The organism is Cruoricaptor ignavus, assembly GCF_900141665.1.
Taxonomy (GTDB): Bacteria; Bacteroidota; Bacteroidia; order Flavobacteriales; family Weeksellaceae; genus Cruoricaptor; species Cruoricaptor ignavus.
The window spans coordinates 26114-51682 of sequence record NZ_FQYI01000006.1 but is presented as its reverse complement, the minus strand read 5'-3'; the positions used below and the strand labels follow the sequence as shown (position 1 = coordinate 51682).

29 protein-coding genes are annotated in these 25569 nt (G+C 46.7%); 14 read left to right on the top strand and 15 right to left on the bottom strand.

The annotated features are described in order from the left end of the window. Positions 1–16: 16 nt before the first annotated feature. Genes BUB43_RS07140 through BUB43_RS07130 form a run of 3 tightly spaced genes read right to left on the bottom strand, consistent with a single transcriptional unit; the run spans position 17 to position 1389 of the window. Complete coding sequence (locus BUB43_RS07140) at positions 17–322, bottom strand: type II toxin-antitoxin system RelE/ParE family toxin (RefSeq protein WP_073179662.1); 306 nt, start codon at positions 320–322, stop codon at positions 17–19. Continuing rightward, entirely contained in the window at positions 312–539 is a 228-nt protein-coding gene (locus BUB43_RS07135; RefSeq protein ID WP_073179660.1) for a hypothetical protein, read from the bottom strand. Before BUB43_RS07135 ends, BUB43_RS07140 begins: the two co-directional genes overlap by 11 nt. Before the next feature lie 34 nt (positions 540–573). Further along, on the bottom strand, positions 574–1389 hold the full coding sequence (locus tag BUB43_RS07130) for a GLPGLI family protein (protein WP_159430234.1): 816 nt from the start codon (positions 1387–1389) through the stop codon (positions 574–576). Positions 1390–1605: 216 nt separating this feature from the next. Here BUB43_RS07130 and BUB43_RS07125 point away from each other — a divergent pair, with 216 nt between their 5' ends. Further along, positions 1606–2346 (top strand): hypothetical protein, encoded by a 741-nt coding sequence (locus BUB43_RS07125; RefSeq protein WP_073179656.1) that lies wholly within the window; start codon positions 1606–1608, stop codon positions 2344–2346. Between the two features lie 222 nt (positions 2347–2568). On the opposite strand, the gene uvrC is transcribed toward BUB43_RS07125, so the two are convergent. The 5 genes from uvrC to BUB43_RS07100 all read right to left on the bottom strand — a co-directional run bounded on the left by uvrC (position 2569) and on the right by BUB43_RS07100 (position 7073). Next, entirely contained in the window at positions 2569–4359 is a 1791-nt protein-coding gene (gene uvrC / locus BUB43_RS07120) for an excinuclease ABC subunit UvrC (RefSeq protein ID WP_073179654.1), read from the bottom strand. Positions 4360–4443: 84 nt separating this feature from the next. Continuing rightward, entirely contained in the window at positions 4444–4647 is a 204-nt protein-coding gene (locus BUB43_RS07115; protein WP_073179653.1) for a hypothetical protein, read from the bottom strand. Between the two features lie 5 nt (positions 4648–4652). Beyond that, complete coding sequence (locus BUB43_RS07110; protein WP_073179651.1) at positions 4653–5717, bottom strand: DUF6263 family protein; 1065 nt, start codon at positions 5715–5717, stop codon at positions 4653–4655. 71 nt (positions 5718–5788) lie between these two features. Next, a complete protein-coding gene (gene rlmB / locus BUB43_RS07105) occupies positions 5789–6550 on the bottom strand; it encodes a 23S rRNA (guanosine(2251)-2'-O)-methyltransferase RlmB (RefSeq protein WP_260200513.1) in 762 nt (253 codons plus the stop codon). A 43-nt stretch (positions 6551–6593) separates the two neighbouring features. Then, the gene (locus BUB43_RS07100) at positions 6594–7073 is read right to left on the bottom strand and encodes a DinB family protein (RefSeq protein WP_073179648.1); all 480 of its coding nucleotides are present in this window, start codon (positions 7071–7073) and stop codon (positions 6594–6596) included. A gap of 243 nt (positions 7074–7316) precedes the next feature. Between BUB43_RS07100 and BUB43_RS07095 the strand changes: the two genes are divergently transcribed. From BUB43_RS07095 to BUB43_RS07055, 9 genes are all read left to right on the top strand, one after another. Beyond that, complete coding sequence (locus BUB43_RS07095; RefSeq protein ID WP_073179646.1) at positions 7317–8321, top strand: AAA family ATPase; 1005 nt, start codon at positions 7317–7319, stop codon at positions 8319–8321. 30 nt (positions 8322–8351) lie between these two features. Next, positions 8352–9215 (top strand): DUF58 domain-containing protein, encoded by an 864-nt coding sequence (locus BUB43_RS07090; protein WP_073179858.1) that lies wholly within the window; start codon positions 8352–8354, stop codon positions 9213–9215. Positions 9216–9220: 5 nt separating this feature from the next. Further along, positions 9221–10123 (top strand): BatD family protein, encoded by a 903-nt coding sequence (locus BUB43_RS07085; protein ID WP_073179644.1) that lies wholly within the window; start codon positions 9221–9223, stop codon positions 10121–10123. After that, a complete protein-coding gene (locus BUB43_RS07080; protein ID WP_073179642.1) occupies positions 10116–11117 on the top strand; it encodes a VWA domain-containing protein in 1002 nt (333 codons plus the stop codon). The genes BUB43_RS07085 and BUB43_RS07080 overlap by 8 nt, the downstream gene beginning before the upstream one ends. Then, positions 11117–12124, top strand: coding sequence for a vWA domain-containing protein (locus BUB43_RS07075; RefSeq protein ID WP_073179633.1), 1008 nt, complete (start codon positions 11117–11119; stop codon positions 12122–12124). The genes BUB43_RS07080 and BUB43_RS07075 overlap by 1 nt, the downstream gene beginning before the upstream one ends. A gap of 100 nt (positions 12125–12224) precedes the next feature. After that, positions 12225–12962, top strand: a complete 738-nt coding sequence (locus tag BUB43_RS07070) for a tetratricopeptide repeat protein (protein WP_083541199.1) — start codon at positions 12225–12227, stop codon at positions 12960–12962. 26 nt (positions 12963–12988) lie between these two features. Then, complete coding sequence (locus BUB43_RS07065; RefSeq protein ID WP_073179631.1) at positions 12989–14692, top strand: BatD family protein; 1704 nt, start codon at positions 12989–12991, stop codon at positions 14690–14692. 41 nt (positions 14693–14733) lie between these two features. Further along, positions 14734–15333: a MarC family protein gene (locus BUB43_RS07060; RefSeq protein ID WP_073179629.1), complete on the top strand. Its 600-nt coding sequence runs from the start codon at positions 14734–14736 to the stop codon at positions 15331–15333. 29 nt (positions 15334–15362) lie between these two features. Next, positions 15363–15557, top strand: coding sequence for a hypothetical protein (locus tag BUB43_RS07055; RefSeq protein ID WP_073179627.1), 195 nt, complete (start codon positions 15363–15365; stop codon positions 15555–15557). Here BUB43_RS07055 and BUB43_RS07050 read toward each other — a convergent pair. The 5 genes from BUB43_RS07050 to BUB43_RS07030 form a co-directional block, all read right to left on the bottom strand. After that, positions 15547–16434 (bottom strand): chorismate-binding protein, encoded by an 888-nt coding sequence (locus tag BUB43_RS07050; RefSeq protein ID WP_260200507.1) that lies wholly within the window; start codon positions 16432–16434, stop codon positions 15547–15549. The genes BUB43_RS07055 and BUB43_RS07050 overlap by 11 nt on opposite strands. A 59-nt stretch (positions 16435–16493) precedes the next feature. Then, positions 16494–16919 carry a PaaI family thioesterase gene (locus tag BUB43_RS07045; RefSeq protein ID WP_073179624.1) on the bottom strand — a complete coding sequence of 142 codons (426 nt, stop codon included), beginning with the start codon at positions 16917–16919 and terminating at the stop codon, positions 16494–16496. Then, complete coding sequence (locus tag BUB43_RS07040; protein ID WP_073179622.1) at positions 16912–17493, bottom strand: 1-acyl-sn-glycerol-3-phosphate acyltransferase; 582 nt, start codon at positions 17491–17493, stop codon at positions 16912–16914. Before BUB43_RS07040 ends, BUB43_RS07045 begins: the two co-directional genes overlap by 8 nt. A gap of 63 nt (positions 17494–17556) precedes the next feature. Then, on the bottom strand, positions 17557–19194 hold the full coding sequence (locus tag BUB43_RS07035; protein ID WP_073179620.1) for a PspC domain-containing protein: 1638 nt from the start codon (positions 19192–19194) through the stop codon (positions 17557–17559). Beyond that, positions 19187–19534, bottom strand: a complete 348-nt coding sequence (locus BUB43_RS07030) for a PadR family transcriptional regulator (RefSeq protein WP_073179618.1) — start codon at positions 19532–19534, stop codon at positions 19187–19189. Before BUB43_RS07030 ends, BUB43_RS07035 begins: the two co-directional genes overlap by 8 nt. Positions 19535–19625: 91 nt before the next feature. Between BUB43_RS07030 and BUB43_RS07025 the strand changes: the two genes are divergently transcribed. Then, complete coding sequence (locus BUB43_RS07025; protein WP_083541194.1) at positions 19626–20162, top strand: methylated-DNA--[protein]-cysteine S-methyltransferase; 537 nt, start codon at positions 19626–19628, stop codon at positions 20160–20162. Here the strand turns inward: BUB43_RS07025 and BUB43_RS07020 are convergent. Continuing rightward, a complete protein-coding gene (locus tag BUB43_RS07020) occupies positions 20129–22273 on the bottom strand; it encodes an endonuclease MutS2 (RefSeq protein ID WP_073179616.1) in 2145 nt (714 codons plus the stop codon). The two genes, BUB43_RS07025 and BUB43_RS07020, sit on opposite strands and share 34 nt — an antisense overlap. Positions 22274–22353: 80 nt before the next feature. On the opposite strand from BUB43_RS07020, the gene BUB43_RS07015 reads away from it, so the two are divergent. Continuing rightward, entirely contained in the window at positions 22354–22995 is a 642-nt protein-coding gene (locus tag BUB43_RS07015) for a uracil-DNA glycosylase (protein ID WP_073179614.1), read from the top strand. 3 nt (positions 22996–22998) lie between these two features. Here the strand turns inward: BUB43_RS07015 and BUB43_RS07010 are convergent, their stop codons facing one another. Then, complete coding sequence (locus BUB43_RS07010; protein WP_073179612.1) at positions 22999–23484, bottom strand: hypothetical protein; 486 nt, start codon at positions 23482–23484, stop codon at positions 22999–23001. Positions 23485–23552: 68 nt separating this feature from the next. Here BUB43_RS07010 and BUB43_RS07005 point away from each other — a divergent pair, with 68 nt between their 5' ends. Both BUB43_RS07005 and BUB43_RS07000 read left to right on the top strand, forming a co-directional pair. Beyond that, positions 23553–24836: a mechanosensitive ion channel family protein gene (locus BUB43_RS07005; RefSeq protein ID WP_073179611.1), complete on the top strand. Its 1284-nt coding sequence runs from the start codon at positions 23553–23555 to the stop codon at positions 24834–24836. Next, positions 24829–25548, top strand: coding sequence for a pyridoxine 5'-phosphate synthase (locus tag BUB43_RS07000; RefSeq protein WP_073179609.1), 720 nt, complete (start codon positions 24829–24831; stop codon positions 25546–25548). Before BUB43_RS07005 ends, BUB43_RS07000 begins: the two co-directional genes overlap by 8 nt. The last annotated feature ends 21 nt before the right edge of the window (positions 25549–25569 follow it).

The following is a 25569-nucleotide window of genomic DNA, read 5'->3' as shown; positions in this document are numbered from 1 at the left end:
AGAGTTTAAAATTAAATTACAAATCTAAGAAACGTTTTTCGCGCAAACTTTTGGCGTGAAGCACGGCGAGAATTACTACGGTTTCATCCATCACCACAAAATAAATTTTATAAGGAAAATTTTTGACAAGTACAGTGCGGATTTTCCCGCTAAATTTTATTTCGTAGCCTAAAGGATTTACAAGGATTTTTTCAACGGTTTTATGAAAACTGATGATGAAACGCCGCGCTAATTTTGGCTCGATGGCAAAATAATAATCCGCTGCTTCCTCGATGTCCAGATAAGCTGATGGACGGATGATGGATTTCCAACTAAAATCCATACTTTTTCTTCAGGCTCAGCATTGCAGCTTCAAGCCCGGTGCCTTCCGCACCGTCTCTATCCAGTTCTTCCAGCCGCTGTTTCAAAATTGGCTTGTGGAATTCCGGGATTTCGTCGGTTAAATCTTCGCCAAGGAAATCACTAGAAATTACCTTCCATTCTTCCGCCGGAATGTAAACGCCGGTTGTATTTCCCTGAGAATCCTTCAAATACTGCATCGCCACTTTTCTGCAAAACTAAAAAAAAACAAAATCACTTCTCGGGATACTTTATCCACATGTTTTTCTCGAGTGGGTTTTGGCTGTTTCTTATCGCTTTCTGCTGTGCCAGCCTTCTTTGGTCCAGCTGTGTAGGCGATGTAATCGGCTGATTGTCAATCGTTACCGTGCCGCCATCTTTCAAAACCCGAATCAAATTCTCGAACGGATTTTCATAATCATCCAGCTTTATTTTCTCGTACTGCTTCCAGCTTACCGCTATTGGCTGTGCGCCGTAGTGCGTTTCCACGAAATCCGTAGTGTTGTAGGTTTCCTTCAGCATCTTGTTCTTCACAAGTTTGTAGATGAATAGCTGCTCATCATCGGAAATCTCGAAGATTAAGCCGGGCAAGCCGCGGAATTTGTACGGCCCTTCGTTGATGTTCACATCGTGGGCAAACCACGCCGTCCAGTGCCTTCCGCCGAAATCCGTTTCCGCTTTTTGCAGCTTGTAGCCGTCCACCGTTTTCGTTTCCTTGCCCAGCTTCCATTTCATTTCGTCCTTGGTTTTCAGCTGGAAATAATCGCCACGGTTGTTGGTGAGGTAAGAAATGTTTTCGTTGGAATTTCTCTTCCGCTTCAGCACCTGTCCGCTCTGTGAGTTCGTGCGGAAGTTATGCCCCGGCGTTTTCTTTGTGAGAGAGTCCGTCTCGATGAATTTATAATCGTAAAACTTCGTCTCATCAGGGTTTACATCCAGCGCCATATAGAGTTGGGTGTAGTTGTTCCAATCCGGTTTTTTGCTTTTGTATTCATAAACGAAGCGGTTGGTTTGCGCGAAAACATTCGCGAAAACAAGGCTTAATGCCATTAGCAAAATTTTTCTCATAATTCTTTTTTTTTGATAAATTTATAATGTTTAGGTTAAATCCTTCAAGCAAATTTAATGCAATATTATAAAATTTTAGGTTAAGGTTGATATTAAGTTTTAGGTTAAGTCTTAGGGTGGGCAAAATTTTAAGGTAGAAGCAATGAAACGCAATTTGCTCTTGGCTCTTTTTCCTATCTTTACGAAAATTTTTTCCCAATGAAAAAGTTGGCATACCTTCCGCTGTTTTTCGCCCCGCTTTTCTCGGCGCAAATTCAGGATTACAAATACATTGCCGTGCCTTCCGAAATGAAGGACTTCCGAAAAAATGATTACGGCCTACCGAAAATCCTGAAGCAAAAACTGAACGCGAAAAACTATGCCGTGCTGGAAGGAAAGCAGCAGGAATGGCCTGCCGAAGCGCAGAACAACTGCAATGTCCTCAGCGCAGAAATCGCCAATTCTTCCAGCCTGCTGAAGAATAAAATCACCGTGAATTTCTCGGATTGTAATGGCAGGCAAATCGCAAGTTTCACGGGCGCTTCCAACGATAAGGATTACGACACCGGCTATCCCGATGCGCTGAACAAGGCGCTTGCCAGCCTTCCGGAATCGAAGCCTGTGCAGAAGGATTTTGCCAAAACCGAAGCTCCGAAGATAGCTGAAACGCCGGCGAAAACGGAACCGAATTCCACCACGAATTCCAAAGCGGAAATCTACAGCAATGGCACCATTTCTCTCAGCAGAATCAATCTCAATTCCAAACAATTTATCTTGTCGAACGCTTCCAGTTCTGTGCCTTTTGCAACTTTCACGCAGTCCGGAAAGCGCGATGTTTACCACTGCAAATTGGAAAACGGCAATTTTGCGCTGGGCTATTTCGATGGCAATGATTTAATCATCGAAATCCCAACAAACGACGGCAATTTTGCGAGAACGGTTTATAAAAGGGCGAAATAAAAAGTAAGGTTTGGGCTGAGGTTAAGTTTTAGGTTAAGGTTGAGATTGAGGTTTAGGCGGAGATTAAGTTTGAGCGGATTGTCACCTGAGCTTGTCGAAGGGCAAAAAATTTTTAAGGTTTAGATTGAAAAATTTAAACGCTTCGGCAAGTTCAGCGGGACGACACTTTTACCTTTTACCTTTTACCTTTTGCCTTTTTCCTTTTTCCTTGGCTCTGGGCTCTTACCCATTAAAATACTCCCACACCACTTTTCCTTTGCTTTTGCCCAGGATTTCTTCCAGCGTTTCCAGCGGTGCTTCCTTTATGCGCTTCACGGATTTCAGCTTCGTGAAAAGCAGCTGCACGCTTTTCGGACCAACGCCCGGAATTTCGTCCAGCTCGGTTTTTATCGTTGAATTTTTCCGGCGCGTTCTGTGGTGCCTTACGCCAAACCTGTGCGCTTCGTCTCGCACTCTTTGCAGGATTTTTAGCGTCTCAGATTTTTTATCCAGATATAGCGGAATGGGATCTTCTGGGAAGAATATTTCTTCCAGCCTTTTCGCAATGCCGATGACTGTGATATTGCCGTACAGCCCAAGTTGCTTCAGCGATTTTACTGCGGCGGAAAGCTGGCCCTTCCCACCATCTATCACGATGAGCTGTGGCAAAGGCTCTTCCTCATCCAGCAACCTTTTGTAGCGGCGGAAGATCACTTCTTCCATCGTGGCAAAGTCGTTCGGCCCTTCCACAGTTTTGGGATGGAAGATGCGGTAATCTGCCTTGCTCGGTTTGCCGTCCTTAAAAACCACGCAGGCTGAAACAGGGTTGCTGCCCTGAATGTTCGAGTTGTCAAAGCCTTCTATATGCCTCGGTTCTTCGGGCATTCTCAGGTTTTTCTGCATCTCTGCCATTATTCGGTTGGTGTGCCTATCGGGATCTACGATTTGGATCTGCTTCAGTTTTTCGATGCGGTATTCCTTCGCGTTTTGTGCGGAAAGCTCTACCAGACGCTTTTTATCGCCAATTTGCGGCACTATGAATTTCACGCCAGGTATTTCGAAATTCAGGTGGAATGGCAACAGGATTTCCTTTGATTCTGAAGCGAATTTCTGCCGGATTTCTATCAGCGCTTCTTCTAGGATTTCCTCGTCGCTTTCTTCCAGCACCTTCTTTATTTCCGTAGTGTAGCTTTGGATGATGTTCCCATTCTGAATTTTGAAATAATTGACATAGGCAGCCGTTTCATCACTCGCCATCCCGAAAACATCCACATCGTTTACCGCTGGGTTTACCACGGTATGCTTCGCCTGGTAGTTTTCCAGCAGGTCCATCCGTTCCTTCACGAGCTGTGCGTTTTCAAATTCCAGGTTTTCGGCGTAGCGCATCATTTCCTCCGTAAGATAGGCCTTCGCCAAGCGGAAATCCCCCTTGATAATTCCACGGATGGCATTGATTTTCCGGTTGTATTCGTCCTCCGCTTCCAGCATTTCGCACGGCCCGGCGCAGTTTTTTATGTGGTACTCCAGGCACACCTTGTATTTTCCCTCGGCTATTTTCTCTGGGCTAAGGTTCAGGTTGCAGGTGCGGATTTTGTAGATGTGCCTTATCGTATCCAGCAGCACCCTGGCTGGCTTTACCTTGGCGTAAGGGCCGTAGTATTCGGAGCCGTCTTTTATCACCCTTCTTGTCAGGAAGATTCTGGGGAAATGTTCGTTCTTGATGCAGATCCACGGGTAGCTTTTATCGTCCTTCATATTTACATTATAGAAGGGCTGATGTTCCTTTATCAGGTTGTTTTCCAGCAGCAGGGCATCGTACTCGCTTGGTACTATCGTGGTTTCCAGCCGGTGTATTTTCCCTACCATTATCCGCGTTCTGTAGCCGGAAAGGTTTTTGTTGAAGTAAGATAATACCCTGTTTTTCAGGTTCTTAGCCTTTCCTACATACAGTAGCTGATTGTTCTTGTCGTAATATCTGTAGACGCCCGGTTCATTCGGCAGAGATTTCAATTGAAGTTCCAGCTCAGAATTCATAGGGCAAAATTACGAAGTATGCGCGCCATCCGCAATTCTGTGGATTTTGGCAGTCGCCAAAAAAAAGACCGCGAACCCGCGGTTTTATTTTGTATTGTTCGGTTCATTAGGAATTTCCTCGTACTCAGCCGTCTCCGCATCCCACTTGATTTTACCCGAAGTTCCTTTCGGAAAATTTTCTTCCTTCGGTTTCCTGCTGAATCTTCTCTGGGGAAAAAAGCCCTGCAGCCAGTTCCAAACAAAGAAGACGATGGCAGTACTCAGGATAAGTTCCAGGATGTATTTCATGGCGTCTATTTATTACCCGGGTTTACGATTACTGTGGTCACCGCATTGTTTTTTATCGTCTGGCTCTGTTTCCCATCCGAGATGCTTTCGCTCTGGCTAGTCTTCACGGCGATGTTCTGATTGTAGACCCACCCCGTATTCCGGTCGAAAATTACCGTGCCGCTCTGGCTCATTTCCGAGCTGATGCTGTGCGTCATCCCGTCTTTGCTACGCTTGTCAGACTTCTTCGGAATCCCTCCGGATACGCTGAGGATAGCTCTGGTATCATCTACCGATTTCAGAGTGTAGGTAGTAGTAAGTTTTACGGAGCCATCAGGAGAGGCATTTTCCGTGTGCGTCCAGCTTTCCCCGATTTTCGCCCCCTTTTTTGGTAAAACATTCAAGTTCTTTTCCAGCTGCTCTTTTAGCGACCTATCACTTAAACTTTGTTTAAAACCAGCCATAAAATTTTGCTGCTGTTCGGCACTTTTCAGGTGTTTTTTTATCACACTTTCCACCTTAGTGTAAATATTGTCAAAACCAGAAACGGACAGCACTGTGCCATCCGGCTTCATCATCATTTTCAGCTGGTTGCCAGCCAGTGCCTTGTTCACCGCCCACATCAGTTTCAGGTTCTCGTCCTTCGGCTCGGGGGAGTTGGTATCTATGGAAATTTTCTGCCCGTTCGCTGTTTCAGAATTCTTCTTCCCGATGAGGTTTATCGTGATGTCATAAATATTATTTTCAAATTTATTCACCCTAAAGCTCATCTCGTCAGTCGCCTCCGAAGTTCCGGAGACCGCCTTGCCGTCTGGAGCGGTAAGTGTCTGTACATTTTTCGTATAAGTCGTCAGCGGGTAGCTCTGCCCCGGCACCAGTTTGTAAGATTGCGTGTAGACCCCCGCAGAGTCGGAAATAGCGGGCTTCACTTCGGCTATCTCGGGGGCAGGCTCCTCCGTCCGCTCCGTATTTGCGGGCGCTTCTGCACTGGCTTTTCCTGCTTTATTCGTCTCCTTGCTGGCGGTTTGCCCGTCCTTTTTGCACCCGGTGAGAGCTATGCCGATCAGCGCGATTGCTGTTATTTTTTTCATTCTGATGATTTTTTTTAGATTGGCAACTCTGCTATTTCTATGCCGAATTCTGCAGGAGAGCCGGAGATTTTTTATTTTAAATTTCCGCCGCCGGATTTCTGCCGTACCGCCTCGTAGAGGATCGCTCCGCACGCTACGGACACATTCAGGCTCTGCGTTTTGCCAAGGAGGGGCAGCTTTACTTTTTCATCGGCGTGATGCAGAACTTCCTTCGAGATTCCCGCCTCCTCATTCCCCATTACAATGGCGCAGGGCTCTCGCAGGTCGGCATCATAGATGTATTTTTCGGCCTTTTCTGTAGCCGCAAAAACCTGGACGCCACTCTGCTGCAGGTAGTCCAGAGTGTGCGCGAGATTGCTTTCCTTGCAGATTTTAAGGTTGTAAATGGCACCCGCAGAAGTTTTTATCGCATCGGAATTTACCGGCGCCGCGCCCTTCTCCGGGATGATGATGGCGTGAACGCCCGTGCACTCCGCCGTGCGGCATATCGCCCCGAAATTCCGTACATCCGTAAGCCTGTCCAGGATGAGAAGGAAGGGAGTTTCCCCTTGCTCAAAAATACCCGGCAGCACATCCTCAATTTTGTAAAAAGGAACATCTGAGATGAATGCCACCACGCCCTGGTGGTTCTTCCGGGTGAAGCGGTTCAGCTTTTCGGGGGGCACAATGTTCGGCTTTATTTTCTGCTTCGCCAGAAGGGCTTTCAGCTCGGCATAGTTCTGCCCCTGGAGGCCTTGCTGAAGGAAAACTTTGTCAATAGTTTTCCCAGCATCCAGAGCCTCCATCACGGGGCGGATCCCGAAAATGAAGTCTTCTTTTTTCTCCTTATTCAAATGTAAATTTTTCGCAAATTTCGGGATTTTTTAAAAATATGGATCACTCCTCCCAGCTCCTCTCGCCGAGGATGGCCCTTTTCTGCGCCAGCGCGTAGCCGTAGTGCTGGCATTCGTGCATATTGTTGAAGATAATGGCTTCCTGAATGTCGTGCAGTACCAGCCCGAAACTGGTGGTATATTTCTGGTATTCCGGGAAGAAATCCGCATCATAGTCCTTCAGCAGTATCTTCGATGTCTCCGTCAGCAAAAAATCCAGATCTTCAATCTCGGATGCATTTACGCTCAGGTTCGGCAGCGTACCCTTTTTGTAAGTCTCGATCCAGTATTTATCTATACGGAAGGGGTTCCCGCTAAGGTAGTAGTGCAGCAGCTGCTGCGTGGCCACGCTGTGCGCAATGTTCCAGTACATATTGTTATTGAATCCGTCCGGGATCAGCAGAAGGTCTTCCGTAGGGGTCTCGCGCAGCAGCTGGCGGAGGTTTAGTCTGATCTGCCGGTGCGCCTGGAAATGAAAATTCATCGGGAAACTTTTTCCAAAAGTAAGGATAAAGTTTTTAGAAAATTAAAATCAATAGATTTGTAAATTCGGCAACGGAAATCAGGCTTCAAAATTGGGTTCTGCATATTAAGATTCCGAGGGAGTTTTAGAAAATCTGGCAGGAGCGTTAATTGGCTTTAACAAATTTTAACCAAAATTAGACTTTGCCAGCTTGATTAATAGCGGGAATTATCGCAATTTTACCACTTATTTTTTAATAAAAAAATGGCAGAAGCAAATCAGTCCGATGATATTCGGCAGCTGACTGAACGCGTACGCGAGCAGAATTATTTTTTCAGCCTCCTAAGGCAGGAGATCAATAAGGTCATAATCGGGCAGCAGTATATGGTGGACCGCCTGCTGATCGGCCTTTTGGGGAACGGGCATATCCTCCTGGAAGGCGTACCCGGGCTTGCGAAAACGCTCGCAATCAAAACTTTGGCAGAGGCGGTACACGGGGAATTTTCCCGCATACAGTTTACGCCGGACCTCCTGCCTGCTGATGTGGTAGGCACGCAAATTTATAACATCAGGGAAAATAATTTTTCCATAAAAAAAGGGCCTATTTTTGCGAATTTCGTATTGGCAGACGAGATCAACCGGTCACCATCCAAGGTGCAGTCGGCATTGCTGGAAGCTATGCAGGAAAAGCAGGTAACCATCGGGGAGGAAACCCTTCCGCTGCCGCGGCCTTTCCTGGTTTTGGCTACGCAAAACCCTATAGATCAGGAAGGTACCTACACGCTGCCGGAAGCGCAGAGCGACCGTTTTATGCTGAAGTGCCGGATAGACTACCCCGAGCTGGAGGATGAGAGAAAGGTGATGAGGATGGTTTCCACTGCGCATCAGCCGAAGATCCAGCCTGTGATTTCGCTGCAGAATGTGGTGGATGCCAAGGCGCTCATCAACCAGATTTACCTTGATGAAAAAATAGAGACCTATATCCTCGATATGATTTTCGCTACGCGCTACCCGGAGCGGTACGGCTTGCCGCATTTAAAAAATTACATTTCCTTCGGCGCATCTCCCCGAGCGTCCATCAACCTTGCCATCGCTGCCCGAGCCAATGCATTTCTGAAGAATAGGGCATTTGTAATCCCGGAAGATGTGAAGGAGCTCGCCGTGGATGTTCTGCGCCACCGCATAGGCCTTACTTATGAAGCGGAGGCGGAAGATATTTCGGCGGAAAACCTTGTGTCTCAGATTCTTGCGAAAATTCAGGCGCCTTAATTTTTTAATCCTCAAAGCAAAAAGTTGCAGTTGGAAATCAGGGAAATCCTCAAAAAAGTACGCCAGATAGAAATCCGCACCCGCAGGCGAACGCACGCCGCGATGATGGGGCAATACCGGAGCACCTTCCAGGGGCAGGGGATGAGCTTTGCCGAAGTGCGCCAATATGAGCCGGGAGACGAGGTTCGCAGGATTGACTGGAATAAAACCGCAAGATTCCAGGATACCTTTGTGAAAGTAATGGAGGAAGAGCGGGAGCTCAGCGTTTTCTTCCTGGTGGATGTTTCGGCATCGATGGACTATGGAACTAAAACGGCGCTGAAGAGGGAATTCGTGGCGGAGATCTGCGCAAGTCTCGGCTTCTCCGCCGCGGCAAACAACGACAGGGTGGGGCTGATTTTATATTCGGATAAAGTTCATAAAATCATTCCGCCTAAGAAGGGGCGCTCGCACATTCTTACCATCATTGCTAGCATCCTCTCTGCCGACTATCGGCCTGCCGCGGCAAATCTCGATGAAGCCCTGAATCTCGCCGTAAAACTTAACCGCAGGAGAGGTTTTTTATTCTTGTTTTCCGATTTCGGAGAAGATTTTGACAGGAAAATCCTGAAGATTGCAGCCAAGAAAAACGCGCTCCTCGCCATAAGGATTTTCGATGAAAAAGACGAGATAATCCCTGATGTAGGCTATGCCTTGCTGCGCGATGCGGAAACCGGCAGAGAATTTTGGGCAAATACCTCCAGCCCAAGGTGGCGGTATAATTTTGCCGAGCAGCAGAAGCAGAGGGTGAGAATGCTTGGCAGCGAGTTCGAATCCGCATCCGCTACTTTCCTTAATCTGGCTACGGGCAGCGACTATGCCCGCGAGCTTTACCGTTTTTTTCAAAAAAGCTGAGGAAAATGAAGCTTTTTCGCATTTACATATTATTTATTTTTTCCTTTGCCGCCTCTCTTCGTGGCCAAACCCTTTATTCCTCCCTGGACAAGAACATTGTGGAGGTTGGCGAGCCCAATGTTTACCGGATAAAAATAGATGGCGTCAACGCTAAAGATGTAGCTGCAGCACCAAAGAACGAGCTGCTGCCGTTTCATTTTGAAGTTATAAAGGATTCCATCATACGGTCGCAGGATCTGTACGAGCGCACTGTGGAATTCTCAATTTTCCAGGAGGGGGATTTCCGAATACCGCCGCTGGATTTCGTGATCGACGGACGAAAAATCAGCACCATCCCTTACGAGATTAAAGTGACCAATCCCGCGCAGGCGGGCGACCCCATCATCGATATAATGAACAACAAGGAGCTGCCGCTGGGCATCCGCGACTACTGGGAGATGTACAAATGGTATGTTCTCGCGACGCTCACTGCTGTGGCGTTGGCTGTCGCAATATGGCAAATACTTCGTTATGGAAAGAAAATGCGCCGCCCGGAAGTGCGAGCCACCAACTCCACGCTGCGGCAGCTGGAAGATTTAAGGAAAAAAAATTATCTGCAGGCAGGGGATTTCCGCAGTTTTTATGTGGGTTTAATAGAAATTACGCGCCACTTTCTTTCCACCCAGTACCACTTTCCCGCTGAGGTGCTTCTCACAGAAGATTTAATTGAATATTTGCAAAAAAACAGTACGATTTCTGAAGAAAACGAAAAAGCTGTCTCTGGTGTTCTGCTGCGCGGAGACAATGCGAAATTTGCAAAAATATTCCCCGAGCCTCAGCAGGCAGTTCAGGATTTTGAGAATATTAAAGCCTTTGTGAAAAGATCATCAAAAGATTTGGAACTTCAAAACCTTAGGCAGGATGTTTAGATTCGGGAATTTTGAATTTCACTCCCCGTGGTTTCTGCTGCTTTTCGCCCTGATGATTCCGCTATTTCTGCGGGATATTTCCGCGCGCGAGAGAAAGGGTATTCCCGTACCGGCCACCGCCGGCATGCAGGAATCTGCCGGTATCCTGGGGGCGCTGGCTTTGCTGAAACTTTTAAAATATATCATCCTCAGTTCAATGATAATCGCCATGGCTAGGCCTAGAAGCTTTACGGTGATGAGCGCTCAGGACGATAACAAGGGGGTCGACATTATGCTCACCGTGGATGTGTCGCTCTCCATGCTCTCCCGGGATCTGGATCCGGACCGCCTCACCGCCCTGCAGGGCATCGCCAAGGATTTTGTAAGGCAGAGGCCGAACGACCGCATCGGGCTGGTGACCTATTCCGGCGAGGCCATTACGAAGGTGCCCGTAACCACCGACCACGATGTGATGCAGGAAGAGCTGGATCTGCTGAACCCGATGGAGCTTGAGCCTGGCACGGCGATAGGTGAGGGGCTCATTACCGCCGTGAACCACCTGAAAAACGGTAAGTCTAAAAGCAAAATCGTAATCCTGATGACCGATGGCGTGAACACCGTCGCGAACGCGATGCCGCCACACACCGCCGCGGAAGTTGCGAAAAACAACGGGATTAAGGTTTACACCATCGGGATTGGTACCAATGGCTTTGCGCTGATGCCCACCGCGATCGATGTTTTTGGAGATCTGGTGTTCAATCATACCGAGGTGAAAATTGATGAAGGTGTGCTGCGCGATATCGCTGCGATGACGGGCGGCAGATACTTCCGGGCGACTACTAATAGGAGCCTTGCGGAAGTGTATCAGGAGATCAACCAATTGGAAAAAAGCGATGTAAAAAGCCGGAAGCTCTACAGCTACACGGAGTATTTCCGCCCGTTTCTCTGGGTAGCGCTCCTCGCGCTGCTGCTGGACGCGCTGCTGCGCTGGGTAGTTTTTAAGACACTGCAATAATGAATTTTTATATTGACAATTACCGATATCTCCTTCTGCTCTTGGTGCCCGCGCTGGCTGGGCTGCTGCTTCTGCGCTTCATCCGCTGGCGGAAGGCAAAGCAGGATGCCTTCGCCGAGCCGCGCTTTCGAGAGGCAATTTTCGGGAAGGCAGGGCGTTTCAGAAAGCTTTTCCCGATGCTCTATTTAGCTGCGCTGCTATTTCTAATTTTTTCGATAATTGATTTCCTTGCAGGCAGCGAGGAGGCCATTGCCAAACAGAAAGTAAACAATCTAGTGTTTGCATTGGATCTTTCCAATTCAATGAATGCCGAAGATGTAGAGCCCAGCCGGCTGGCACAGGCGAGGAACATTATCACCAATTCCCTGGATAAATTCCAGAACGACCGCGTAGGCATCGTGGTTTTCGCCGGGCAGGCAGCCAGTGTAATGCCGCTTACCACCGATTTCGCAGCTGCAGAAAATTACATATCGGCGATGGAGACCAGCGTGCTGAAAGTACAGGGAACGGATTTCCTGCAGGCTGTAAAGACAGCGGCAGAGAAGTTTAAAAAAATCCCTCCTGGTGCCAGGCAGGTAATCCTCATCAGCGATGGGGAGGATAATGAAGGCAATGATGCCGAGGCGGCGAAACTCGCAAAAAAGGAGGGTATAAAGATAATAGCAGTGGGCATAGGCACGGAAGAAGGCGCGCCGGTGCCGGAATACCTCTACGGCCAGCTGATGGGCTACAAAACCGATATGAACGGGAATACGGTGATTTCCCGCCGTGCCGTATCTGCCCTGAAGGAAATGGCAGCTGCCACGGGCGGAGAATACATCGATGGCAATGATATGGAACAGGCGGTGCAGAAGCTGGCAGCGGAAGTTGCCAAGCAGTCGTCGGACTCCTCTATTATGGTAAAATCGCAGAATCCTGTACATTATTATCAATATTTTCTTGGCGTGTCGCTGCTGCTCTTTTTCGTGCTTTATCTTACCAACCCAAAGAGAGATCTGAATTTTTAAACCAGATTTTCTGCCAAAATTTTTTGCTCATTTTAACCCTATTTTAACAGTAGGAGAGGTGGTTTTTTAACACATAATCAAATAAATTTGCATCCTGAATATGGTGCATCTTTACAGGTTGTTTCTCTTTTTTTCGTTAATATCTTCCGGGCTGGCTACTGCCCAGAAGAACTATAATGCCCTGATTTTTGAAGGCAACCAGGCATTCCGGAATAAGGATTACGAAGGCTCTTCCTCAAAATTCGGCGATGCGGCGAGGCAGCAGCCCAATGATTTTGCCGCGCACTACAATCTGGGAAATTCATTTTACAAAAGAAAAATGTTCGCCGAGGCGGAGGCGGAGTATGCCAAGGCAGAAAACCTTGCCAAAACCCGGGAAGACAAAGCTGCCGCAACCTACAACCGCGGGAATGCTCTGATGCAGGCGGGCAGGAATATGGAGGCTGCGGAGTTTTACAAAAAAGCTCTGAAGATGGATCAGTTTAATGAGGCGGCGAGGAAGAATTACCAGATTGCGATAAAAAAACAGGAGCAGAAGCAGAAAAAAAATAAGCCTGAACAACGGGATCAGGATAAATCTCAGGACAACAAAAATGGCGATTCTCCGCAGGACGGCAAAGGGCAAACGCCTCAGGATGGCGGCGAGAACGGCGGCGAGAATGGCAGGGACGGCAGCGGGAGAATGCCGCAAAACAATGGCGAAGAGAGGAGGGGAATGCCGAAGGAGCTGGAGGACCAGCTGCTGAACCGCGCAGGAGATAAGGAGCGCGAAACTGCGAGAAAAATTTTAAACAACAATGCCTATTCCGCGCCGCGGAGCAGGCCGAAAGACTGGTGAGGGGAAGTTTACATTTCATATTCTATTTGTTTTTTGCCGGCATAGCGCAGGGGCAGGTTACGCTCATCACCGCTGTGAAGGACAGGGAGTATAGGGTTGGCGAGCAGGTCACGGTAAATTTTGTGCTGAGGATAGAGGGGCAGGATCTGGTGCAAGAATCGCCCCTGTATCTTCCTGATTTTTCGAAGTTTCAGGTGGTGGGGAATGCTTCTGAGCGCAACGCTTTCATTGATCCCGCAAAGAAAATAGCTGTGAACCAAGTAGTCTATCAGTGGGTGATTTCTCCTAAAAACCCAGGCAGGCAGCGCATAGGCTCCGCAATGGTGGATGTAAGCGGGGTGCGCTACAAGACTGAGCCCATCGATATCCTGGTTCGGGAAAATATGGCGCCGGAAAAACCGGCGCGCCAGGAGGGGGGGCAGGTGCACCTCGCGATGCACCTCAATAGTAAAAACACCTTTGAAAATCAGCCGGTTGTGGCTACAGTACGCGCTTACAGCACAGATTACAACAAACTCAGAAATGTGGGGAAGGTGCACTGGCAGGCACAGTCCGGCGTCACGGTAACGCCCGTATCCCTCGAAAAGGCGGAGATAGAGCAGGACGAGGAGAGTAAAATGGCTTCCCAGGTGATAGCGGTACTCACGATTATTCCCGACAAACTTGGAGAAATAGAGCTGAACCCCGTGATGGCGGAATACCGCACGGAGCAGAAGCCGGTGAAACTCTTTACCAATAAGCAAAAATTGGTGGTGAAGACATTGCCCGGGAAGGCACCGAAAACTTTTGACCAAACCGTAGGGCGCTACAAGATGTCGCTCACCGGCAAAAATGTCCGGAAAAAAGTGCCGCTCAATAAGCCGATTGATATCTACCTGAAGGTATCGGGCGAGGGAAATCTCAGCGTAGATAAGCTGCCGGGGCTTCTGGAGTCGGATGACTATACTTTCTACAAACCGAAAATCAGCACAGAGCTGATAGACACTGAAATGGGGAAAAGCGGGGTGTACACGGCGCACTATATCGTGGTACCCAAAAAGTCGGGAATGCTCAGTATCGGAACAGAGGGTTTAACTTTTTTTAACCCAAAACGCGGCGAGTATAAAGAAATTAGCGGGAAAACGCTGATAGTGGAGGTGCAGGAGGAAGCAGTGGGCAGTAATACGGCTGTGATGCAGCGCGTGAACGACTATTCCAACTCCGTACTGCAAACCGTAGAAACTCCGGTGCTTGGGACGCGGAAACTGATAATAGACCGGGATGAGGGGATCAGCTGGAGCACCGTGCTGGGGAATTTTGGTATTTTCGCAGTTGCGGCGGGGGCGCTGGGTGCAGGTTTTTATTATTTCCGAAAATCCAGAGCGAAAGTTCCCCAGGGCGAAGATAGCGCTTTAAGCCTTGCCGAAACGGAAAAACTTTTGCGCGATCGGCAGGCTCCGGATATTTCTGCCGATCTGGAATATCTTTCGAAATTAATCAGGGAGGGAAACATTGAGGAATTTTTCAAAACTTTCTATACGATGGATTTTGAAGTAAACGAGTTCCTGGTACGGAAATATCGCCAGAATACTGCGCAGTATCTTGAGGATAAATATGGATACGCCCTTGCTCAGCGCTATGCCCAGCTGATCAGCCGAGTAAAAATCGAGAAATATTCCCCGATGAGAGAGGCTGATACTCCAGCTTACCTTCTTGAAGAAGCTAAGGATATTTTTTCTCAGATTAAGTAATTTTTACCAATTATATTCTATTTTTGCGAAAAATTAACTGTATGCTGCAACAGCTCTCTTTCCGCGAAATTCTCACCTGCACCATGGTGCTTTTTGCCCTCATCGACATCATCGGCTCAGTGCCGATCATCGTTTCCCTAAAGCAGAAATTTGGCCGAATAGAGGCGGAAAAGGCGTCGATTGTTGCTGGCGTGCTTATGATTTCCTTTCTCTTCATCGGGAAGCAGATCCTCGGGCTTATCGGTGTTGATGTAAACTCATTTGCCATAGCGGGAGCACTCGTGATTTTCGTAATTGCACTGGAGATGATTTTGGGCATAGAAATACAGAAAAATACCGAAGCCTCCTCAGCGAGCATAGTGCCCATAGCGTTTCCCCTGATCGCCGGTGCCGGCACGCTTACCACTATACTTTCGCTCCGTGCTGAGTATCACGATATTAACATTATCCTTGCTATCATTATCAACTGCCTTATCGTTTACCTTGTTTTGAAATCTGCGGACTGGATTGAGAAGAAGCTCGGGGCAGGTACCCTGCAGGTACTCCAGAAAGTCTTCGGGATTATCCTTCTGGCTATTTCTATCAAACTTTTTACTGCTAATTTTGCACAATTGGTACAAACTTATATCGAATTTAATTAATTTGCATACTTCGCATCAAAATATAATAAATGAAAACGGTTTACAAAGTATTTTTAATAATTTTTGCAATAATTATAGCTGCCAACCTTTATTTTTTCGATTGGCAACTGGGAATAATGCATACTGAAAATACCAAATTTGTATTCTCAATCGCTGCAGCACTCATCGGGATGCTGCTGACGGTGGTGATGAACACCTGGTCTCAGTTGGGGGCTAAAAGATAGCGAGATTATCCAGTATGGCACGGGACTTCAGCTCTGTTTCGCGCCACTCCTTCTGCGGGAGGCTCTTGCTGGTTATTCCCCCGCCGGCGAAAAGCATCGCTCGATTCCTAAAAAGTTTTGCGCAACGCAGATTTACAAAATAATAAACTGCAGTTTCCGTCTCCGTTCGGGAATAGCCGGCGTAAAGTTCGCGGTTAAAATTCTCCAGGGACTTTATTGCGGATTTACATAGGTCTTTAGGAAATCCGCAGACCGCAGGCGTAGGGTGAAGCTCAGAAATAAGAGTTTCGAGATCCTCAAGATTGATGTCCGCACTAAAATCTGTACGGAGATGTTTGATGCTGCCCGAAATGTGATCATAGGTTTCGGAAACCTCTACATCATCAGCGTATTGGCGCAGAATTTTTAAGATAAAATCTGTAACGGGTGCCTGTTCCTCAATTTCTTTCGGAGTCCACTGCTCCTCCACGGGCAGGGTTCCCGCAAGGCTCATAGTGGTAAACTTTTGGCTTTTTTTATCAAATTTCCCGAGAAGTTCGGAAAATGCACCAATCCAGCTTTGGCTCTCATCCCGGAAAAAATACACAAATGCATTGGGATAATTTTTGGAAAGATTGAGGAAGCTTTCGGAGATATTTATATCATTAAAATCAACCCCGATTTTCCTCGCGATGACTATTTTCTGAAGCTGGTTTTCGTTAACTACACCAATTGCCCGGTTGATTTTTTCAAGATAATCTTCCCTGCTCTCCTGGCTAAATTCCGGGGTTGCCGGCAGCTGCTTGAAATCCAGAGCCCGGATTTCATCTGCGCTTAGGGGCTTAAATTTCCCTTTAAATACGGATGATCTTTCTCCACCGAAGGTATGAAATGCCACAGAATCTCCGCCTTCTCCATAGCAAGTATGGAAAACCCCATCGGGTAAACGGAAGATAATCAAGGCTTTGTGATGATATTGTTGGTCATCACGATATGAGAGATAAGGTTATCGTTTTCATCCTTTACCATTATTTCCGATACATGCATCGTGTTGCCTTTCCGGATAAATCTCGCAACGCCCGTTACCAACCCGGAAGTGGCGGAACGCAGGTGGTTGCAGCTGAGGTTGGTACCTACCGGAACCTGTTTTTTCTGATCTATGTGCAGGAATGAGAGGGTGGAGCCTAGTGTTTCTGCAAGTGCTGCTGTGGCGCCGCCGTGCAGCAAGCCCATCGGCTGGTGTACGCGCGGGCTTACCGGCATAGTAGCTGTGAGGCTGTCTTCGCTTATATCTGTAAAGCGGATTTCTAGAGTATCCAGCATTGTTTCGGATCCCCAGGTGTTCAGCCGCTGGAGTGTTATTTCTTTTTTCTGCTCAGTCATTTATAGTAAAATTTGGGTTCCAATTCTCAGGGACGGCAGGCACAAGATTTTTTTCCTCTACATAATCGCTTATTTCCTGCAGCACGCCTGCATAGCCGATTTTTAAAATTCTTTCGTAAGGAATTTTATATCCGAGGTAAACGGTTTTTGTGGCATAATCTCCCGCACCTATTACGATGGGTACTTTTGCCGCAAGCGCCATCTGGTAAAAGCCGCTGCGCCAGCGCTCTACCCGCGTCCTTGTGCCTTCCGGGGCTATCACGAGGCTGAAATCTTTATTCTCCAGCTGCTCTGCCACGAAGTTTACGAGGTCATTTTTTCTGCTCCGGTCTATCCCGATGCCGCCGATGCTCTTTACCAGCCCCCCGTACCAGGCGCGCGTGTGTTTGTCCTTTATAATGATTCTCAGGTCTTTGCCTAGCGCCATATAGGCAAAATTCCCAATGAGGTAGTCTGAGTTATGCGTATGCGGCACTACCACGAGGATGCACCTGTCCAGGTTGTCCGCATCGCCGTCCAGCACCACTTTCCAGCCGATAATTTTCAAAATGGCTTTGCCAAGAAACTTTCTCATCCGAAAAATAAAAAAGTATAACCATAGCGGTTATACTTCACAAATATAAGAAAAAAGGAAATGCTACCTGGCCTTTATTGTGATTTCTTTTTTGCCGTTTTCGATTTTTACGCTCACGCTTTTGGCTTCACTGTTTTTGGCATCACGCAGCATTTTTTCTGCCTGATTTTCAGTCACTTGCTTTCCGTTTACAAAAATGCTGTCTCCGCTGATTCTCAGCGTAGTGCCATAATCTTCGTCGCCGTTTTCGTCCGCATTGTCATCATCATAATCATCGGCAGAATCTTCAATTATTGATTTTGGAAAATTGTTGATAATGGTTTTATTTGCCGGAATTACCAGCTCATAATTCGTGCGGTACCCTCTCCCAATTTCAGAATATGGATAGCTTATGTAATTGGGAATCAATACTTTATTATCCAAAACTTCCACCGCCACTTTGGATTTTAGTGGAAGATTATAGCCGTCGGCTTCTTTGGTAATGATAAGGTAGGGCTTCACATCGCCTTCCTTTCTGGTAATGCGGATTTCCGGCGTTTCACCATCGTAAACCGTTTTTTTATCACTGAAATAATCGTGGCCTACCGCCTTGAAATTTACCGGAATCTGAATTTTTTTCTGCTCGATGAAAATCGAGTCCGATGCTGAATTTATCGCCACATTCTGCACATCGCTGTTTTCGCCGGAATAGCGGAATTCCTTGCGGAAAAATAGCGCCGAAAGCACGATGAGAAGCACGAACCAGGAAATCAGCATTCCGCCGAAAACATAGCCTGTGGATTTTAGCGTGGTTTTTGGCGAGAGCAATTTTATGGCGAAATAAATGAAGAGCGATGCCGGAAGCAAAATGCTGATGAGCGTGAATGCCAGGAAGAGGTAGCGCAAAAGCGGGTCGTCCAGATAGAAACGAAACTTGCCCGGAAGCTGCAGCATATTTTCGGAAAATGATGCGAAAACTACCGACATTGCACCGAAAATCAGGGCGATGCCAACCAGCGCAAAAATACCGCCGATAAAGTAGCGGAGAACATTCCAGATGCTGCTGAACGCCTTTTGGCTGCCATTTTTTCTCACCGCATTTCCAGAATTTGGCTCGATGATGAATTTTGCATTTTTCGCAGATTCCGCTTTCAGATTGTCAAAACCCAAGGGCTGCCCTTTCATTTTCAGGAAGTCTGACGCCGTTACAGCATTTGGGATGATAATCCATAACAGGCAGTAAATCAATACGATAAGCAGTGTGGAAATGTGCGCCGTGAAAATTCCAAGCACGGCAACTGCCGCCCAAATCAGCTGCATAATGTACGGCTGTATGCCGAAATAATGCGCCAGCCCGGAACAAACGCCGCCGATTTTTGCGTTGGTAGGATCGCGGAACAGCGGTTTCTCGTAAAACTTTTGCTGCGCTTGCTGCACTTCAGGATTTGCGGTGTAGCCTTCGTTCTGCATCTCTATTTCTTCGGGGTTTCCAATTTGTGTGATGACTTTCTGCACATCGCTTTCGTTGATAACTTCCCGTTTTCCGAGTTCTTCGCGGAAGATTTCCACCATCCGTATTTCGATGTCGTGCATTACCTCGTCGGCTTCTGCAGCATCCAGCGTGTTTCGCAGCGCCGATAAATAGTCACTTAGCTTGATGTAAGCGAATTCATCGATGATGAAAGAGTAGCCTGCAAGCGCTACCGATATTGTCTTATTCATGATCTTTAGTTTTATTTTGTGAAGTGATTGAATTGATCGCCGTGCTCAGTTCGGTCCAGGTTTTCTCCAGCTCGGTTAAAAATTCTCTGCCTTTTTCCGTGATTCTGTAATATTTCCTGGGCGGTCCGCCCGTAGATTCCTCCCAGCGGTAGGCTAGGATTTCAGCATTCTTCAGGCGCGTCAGCAGCGGATATACGGTGCCTTCCACCACTTGCAGCCCTCCCTTTCGAAGCGCTGCCAGCAAGTCGGCTACATACATTTCCTGAATGTTTATGAGGCTAAGTATCGCGTATTCCAGGATGCCTTTGCGCATTTGTGCCTGCGTGTTTTCCAAATTCATCTATGCTAATTTTCTGTTGCAAAGATATAAAAATTAAAATGTAATATGCAAAGCAAAGTATTAGAATTTTGATATTTACTAAATTTATGCCGTGGATTTATTCAGCACAAACATAGATACACCGATTGGGGAAATGCTGGCAATAGCAAATGCCAATGGCGTGCTGCTACTGCTTTTCAGGGATGATGAAAAGCTGGAAGGGGAGACGGCAAAAATAAGGCAGCATTCCCAAATGCAAATATCAACACAAGAGAATCCAGTGCTCTGCTCATTGGTATCAGAGCTTGAAGAATATTTTTCCGGAAAGAGGGAGGGTTTCAGCGTGAAAGTTTCCCCTCGTGGCACGGATTTTCAGCAGAAGGCGTGGCAAGCTCTCTCGGAAATCCCTTTTGGGAAAGCCGTTTCCTACCGGAGGCAGGCAGAGATGATGGGCTCTGCGTCGGCGATCCGAGCCGCTGCTGCAGCCAATGCCGCCAACAGAATTTGCATCCTCATTCCCTGCCACCGCGTGCTCACATCCTCGGGGAAGATCGGCGGCTACCGAGGCGGCGTCTGGCGGAAAAAGTGGCTGATAAATTTTGAACAGAAATCGCATCATATCCTCTCCAGCTCATCACCCGAAATCTGAGTTTTGAAGCTGCCGTAGTTCACGGTTACTTTGCCGTTTTTGTCGATGTTTTCTATGGTGCCTACAGAAGTCGAGCCTTTTATGCGCACTCTTTGTCCGGGTTTCAGCCAAACTGCCCGCTCCTTCTTTCGTTTTTCCTCGAGTTTCTCGTTTGTTTCCGCGATTTTTTCTTGAACATCCTGCTTCTTCAGCTGCTGCGTTATTTTCCGCTTTATCACTTGTAGCCGTTTGCTCTCATCCTTGTCTGCACCAAGCTTTCGGAATTTTTCCTGCTCCAGGATTTTCACGAAATCCCGTACCAAATCCTTCCGCGGTTTTCCATTGATGTATGATTTGATGAAGCCCTCAATTTTGTTCCCGAACTGCAGCTTGCGGTGCTCCTCCTCGTAAAGTTTTTGGAAATTAAACAGCTTCTGCTCCAGTTGCTCATTCAGTTTCTGCAGGTTTTCGCGCTTATCCTCCACAGATTCACGCTGCTCCGTAAGGTTCGTTTTCAGCTTCTCCACTTCAAACTTCTCCTGCTGCAGTTTCACGATGGTTTTATCCAGGTTCACCACATCTTTCTCCACCTTTTTCCGCGCATTTTTGATGATGAATCTCGGGATTTTATTCTTCTCCGCCACTTCAAAGGTGAACGAACTTCCTGCCTGCCCTATTTCCAGTTTGTACAGCGGCTCCAGCGTTTTTTCATCGAAAAGCATCGCAGCATTTGTAGCGTTCGGAAGCTGCTCCACCAGCAGTTTTATGTTGGTGTAATGCGTGGTGATGATGGCGAAGGATTTTTTATCGTAAAAGAATTCCAGGAAACTTTCCGCCAGAGCGCCACCCAATTCAGGATCGGAACCTGTGCCAAATTCATCGATGAGAAGCAGCGAATGTCTGTCGGCTTCGCGAATCATCGCTGCCATTTTTTTCAAGCGGGAAGAATAGGTGGATAGGTGATTTTCAATCGACTGATTATCACCAATGTCCGTCATTATTTTCCCGAAAAAGAACATTTCCGATTTTGGATGTACCGGCACTAAAATTCCACTTTGAAGCATCAGTTGAAGAAGCCCTACGGTTTTCAGCGTGATGGATTTTCCGCCGGCATTTGGTCCCGAAATTGCGATTATCCTGTTGTGCTCCGTTAAAGTCAGCGATTGCGGAAGAATTTTTTTGCCCTCATTTTTGTTCTGGATGAAAAGTAGCGGATGATAGGCATCGCGAAGCCTGAGCGTTTGGTGGCGGTTGATTTTCGGCAGAACGCCGTTGATTTTCAGGGCAAATTTCGCCTTTGCCATCGTTAAATCCAAATCGAAAATGTAGTGCTGATAATCCGAGAGCTGCGGCTGAAACTCCGCAATTTCGGCAGTTAGTTTCCGTAAGATTTTATCAATTTCCCGCTTTTCTTCTTCCTGGTTTTCCCGAAGTTTGAAGTGATGCTTGATCACGCTTTCCGGCTGAATATAGGTGATAGAGCCCGTTTTCGAAATGCCGAGAACTCTGCCGGAAACTCTTTTTTTGAAGCCTGATTTTACCGCCAGAACTCTCTGGTCATCAATGATGGTTTCCCTTATATCTTCCAGAAAATCAGCGTTTTGCGACAAGGCTCTGCTGAAATTTTCATCAATGGCTTTCCTCGATTGCTGAATTTCCGTGCGGATGTTTTTCAGGCTGGGCGATGCATCGCTTTTCACCTCGGCAAAACGGTTGAAGACACGGTCTATTTTTTCGATGATTTCTTTCCTGAATTCAATTGCGGAAATTTCTTCCGAAAGAATCGGGAAAGCTTCCTTAAACGATGAGAAAAATTTCTGAAGTCTGCCGATTTGTTCCGCCAGCTGTTTTATCTTTACAAAACTCTGATTATCAAGCCGATAGTTTTCAATCAGCATCAGCTTTAGCTCCGTTTCAATGTCATCAAATTCATTAAACGGAATGGTGTTTTCGCTCTCAAAACTTGCGAGAAATTCCGAAGTTTTTTTCAAAGAAATTTCCGCTTCATCGATTGGCATCGGGCGAAGCTGCGCAATCATTTCCGCTGTTTTTCGGGAAAAGGCAAATGGCGAAATTTCCGCAAGCAATGCCGGAAATTCAAGCTCGTCCAAATCTTCCTGCTGAATAATCACAACGCAAATTTAGGCTTTCGCCGCCAAATAAAATTTCGGTTTCATCAGATTTGCTCTAATTTTGCAGTTGATTTTCTGATATGAACTGGACTGAAATTTTGGCGCCGGTAAAGAATTCCGACGAGTTTAAAACGCTGTGGGCAAAAGTGAAAACCGAATATGCCACGGCTAAAATTTTCCCGCCAAAGCATCAGATTTTCCGTGCCATTGAGCTTACGCCGTTTGATGAGGTGAAGGTCGTTATCATCGGTCAGGATCCGTATCACGGTGATTTTCAGGCAAATGGGCTCTGCTTTTCCGTTTCGGAAAATGTGGAAGCGCCGCCTTCTCTCAAAAATATTTTCAAAGAACTGCACGCTGATTTAGGAATTTCGCGAACTTCCACAGAACTTGACGACTGGGCAAAACAGGGCGTCCTTCTGCTGAATTCTACGCTTACAGTACGGGCTTACAGCGCCAATTCGCACAAAGATTTGGGCTGGGAAAATTTCACGAACTATATCATCCAACAAATTTCTGAGCGGAAAGAAAGCGTGGCCTTCGTTCTTTGGGGTTCATTCGCACAGAAAAAGGCAGAGTTCATCGATGAATCCAGGCATTTCGTCATCAAATCAGCGCATCCTTCGCCGCTTTCTGCGCACCGTGGATTTTTCGGCAGTAAGCCTTTCTCAAAAATCAATAACTATTTGATTTCCAAAGGATTTCAGCCAATAAATTGGTGAAAATTATCTCACTATTACAGGCTGCTTTGTTTCGCCTTTTTCAATTTTCAAGGTCGCGGAATACAGCCCGTTGATTTTCCCGTCAGCATTTTTCGTAGGTTTCAGATTTGTAAGCGTGATGAGGTTTCCGTTAAAACTTGCCGATGAAAATTGCTCTTTCGCCTTGTCGTCAGAAGTGCTCAGCTGCACCTTTATCGGCCTGGAATAGGTGGCCATCAGCTCAAGCTCGATGGTTGCATTTCCCGCGTGAACGCAGTTTACATTTTCCGGGCAGCGTGAATCCTGCACAAGGCGAAGGAAGGTGATATTCATTTCGGCTTCCTGCACGAACTGGTTTTCGCCCAGTTTCAGCGTGATTGTTTTAGCCTTACTCTCTTCGTATTGAGAATTCTGCACTGCTGCTTTTTTTTCGCTGGGGTTTTCCCGGGGGTTGGCGGTGCAGCAGAGCATCATCATAGAGGCGGCGAGTGTGGCAAGTGGCATTTTCATATTTTAAAGTTTGGTTAAAATTAGAAAAAAATATAAGTCAGCAATAAAACTTTGCTAAATTTGTAAAAGTGAAAGACGAGTTAATAGGTACGCAGGGTCTCCTTCAGACTCTCAGTGATGAGATCCACCGCTGGACTTTCCGCGCAGTGCCGGAAGGCTTTATACTTTTTTCTCAGATATCGTTAAAAATTCTGCTCCTGCTGGCGGTTGTAGCCATTTTTAATTTTATCGCCTGGTATTTTCTGAAGAGTTTCCGCTCGCTGTTTTATAATAAGCTTAAAGACAATGCCGTGGTGGCGGCGCTTTACCAAAGCAAAGTGCTGGATTCCGTGGCGAATTTTATTGCGCTTTTTATAGGCAGGGCTTCCGTTCAACCGATTTTTTACCGCCACCCCAATAGTTTTGAGGTTCTATCGAGGATTTTTGCTGTGCTAATGATCATCGCCGGTTATGTCCTCTACCACAGGATTCTTACTACTGTAGACCGATACTTTATCATTAAAAAAGATTTTTATCGAATGACGGCGATGCGCGCAGTGACCTCCTCACTGGACATCGTGGGGATCTTCATCTTCGGGTTCATCGGCATTACAGTGCTTTTCGGCGTTAGTGCCAGCGCCATTCTCGGGGTGCTCGGTGCCCTTACGGCGGTCATCCTCCTGGTATTCCGCGACACGATTCTGGGATTCGTTACCGGCATCCATGTCTCCACATCGAGGATTGTAAAAGTGGGCGATTGGGTCATTATCCCGAAATATCAGATTGAGGGAAATATTGAAGACATCAGCCTGCTGACGACTAAAATAAAAAATTTGGACCGCACGGTTTCCACGATACCGACCTATGATCTGATGAGTACCGAGATTAAAAACTTCCAGGTGATGCTGGACAATAACCGGCGGCGCATCAAGCGGTCCATAGTACTGAATGTCAAATCTTTCAACTTTTTGGATGAGGAGCTGCTTGCGAGGCTCAGCAAAATAAATCTCATTAAAGATTACCTCTCGGAATCGGAGACAATTTTGAACAGAGAGCGCGCCCTGCTGGACAATCAGGAAGAAATCATAAACGGCAGGCAGCTTACCAACATCGGGGTCTACAGACATTATATTTACCGATATCTTGAGAGTAATCCCTACATTGATCAAAATCTCAACCTAATGGTAAGGCAGCTGGAAGTCACGCCCACGGGTATGCCCTTGGAGATTATATGCTTTACAAAAACCTCCGAATGGAAAAAATATGAAACTATAATGGCAGACATTTTCGACCACCTGCTTACTGCAGCCAAAGAATTTGATCTTGTGATTTTACAGGTAACACGAATTAACGGAATTACAGAAAATGACTAAATTATCGGTAAATATTAATAAAATCGCAACGCTGAGAAATTCACGCGGGGGAAATCTTCCGAGCGTTACGCAGGTTGCAGTTGATGCGCAAAAGTTTGGCGCTCAGGGAATTACGGTTCATCCAAGGCCTGATGAAAGGCACATCACGAGAAGAGATGTCTATGATTTGAAACCGCTCATCACCACGGAATTTAACATAGAGGGAAATCCGCACAGAAATTTTGTAGAAATGGTGCTAGAAGTGCAGCCTGAGCAGGTTACGCTGGTTCCCGATGCAGATGATGCGCTCACTTCAAACGCTGGCTGGGATTGCAAAACGAATCAGAAATTTTTGCGCGAAGTCATTTCTGAATTTAAAAATGCAGGCATCCGGACTTCCATTTTTCTCGACCCAAATCCTGAAATGGTAAAATATGCAGCCGACACAAACACTGATAGAATCGAGCTTTACACGGAATCTTACGCGAAAAATTTTACGCAGAATAAAGCAGCGGCGATTGAAGATTATATCAAAACTGCTGAAGAAGCGGCAAATTTTGGATTAGGTCTTAATGCAGGCCACGATTTGAATTTAGAGAATATTCAATATTTTGTCGAAAATATTCCGAATTTGTTAGAGGTGTCCATTGGCCACGCTTTAATTTCAGAAGCCTTATATTTAGGGTTGGAAAATACCATTCAGGCTTATCTAAAACGGCTTTCGCTAGCTTAACGACAACTTAGCAAGTTAAAA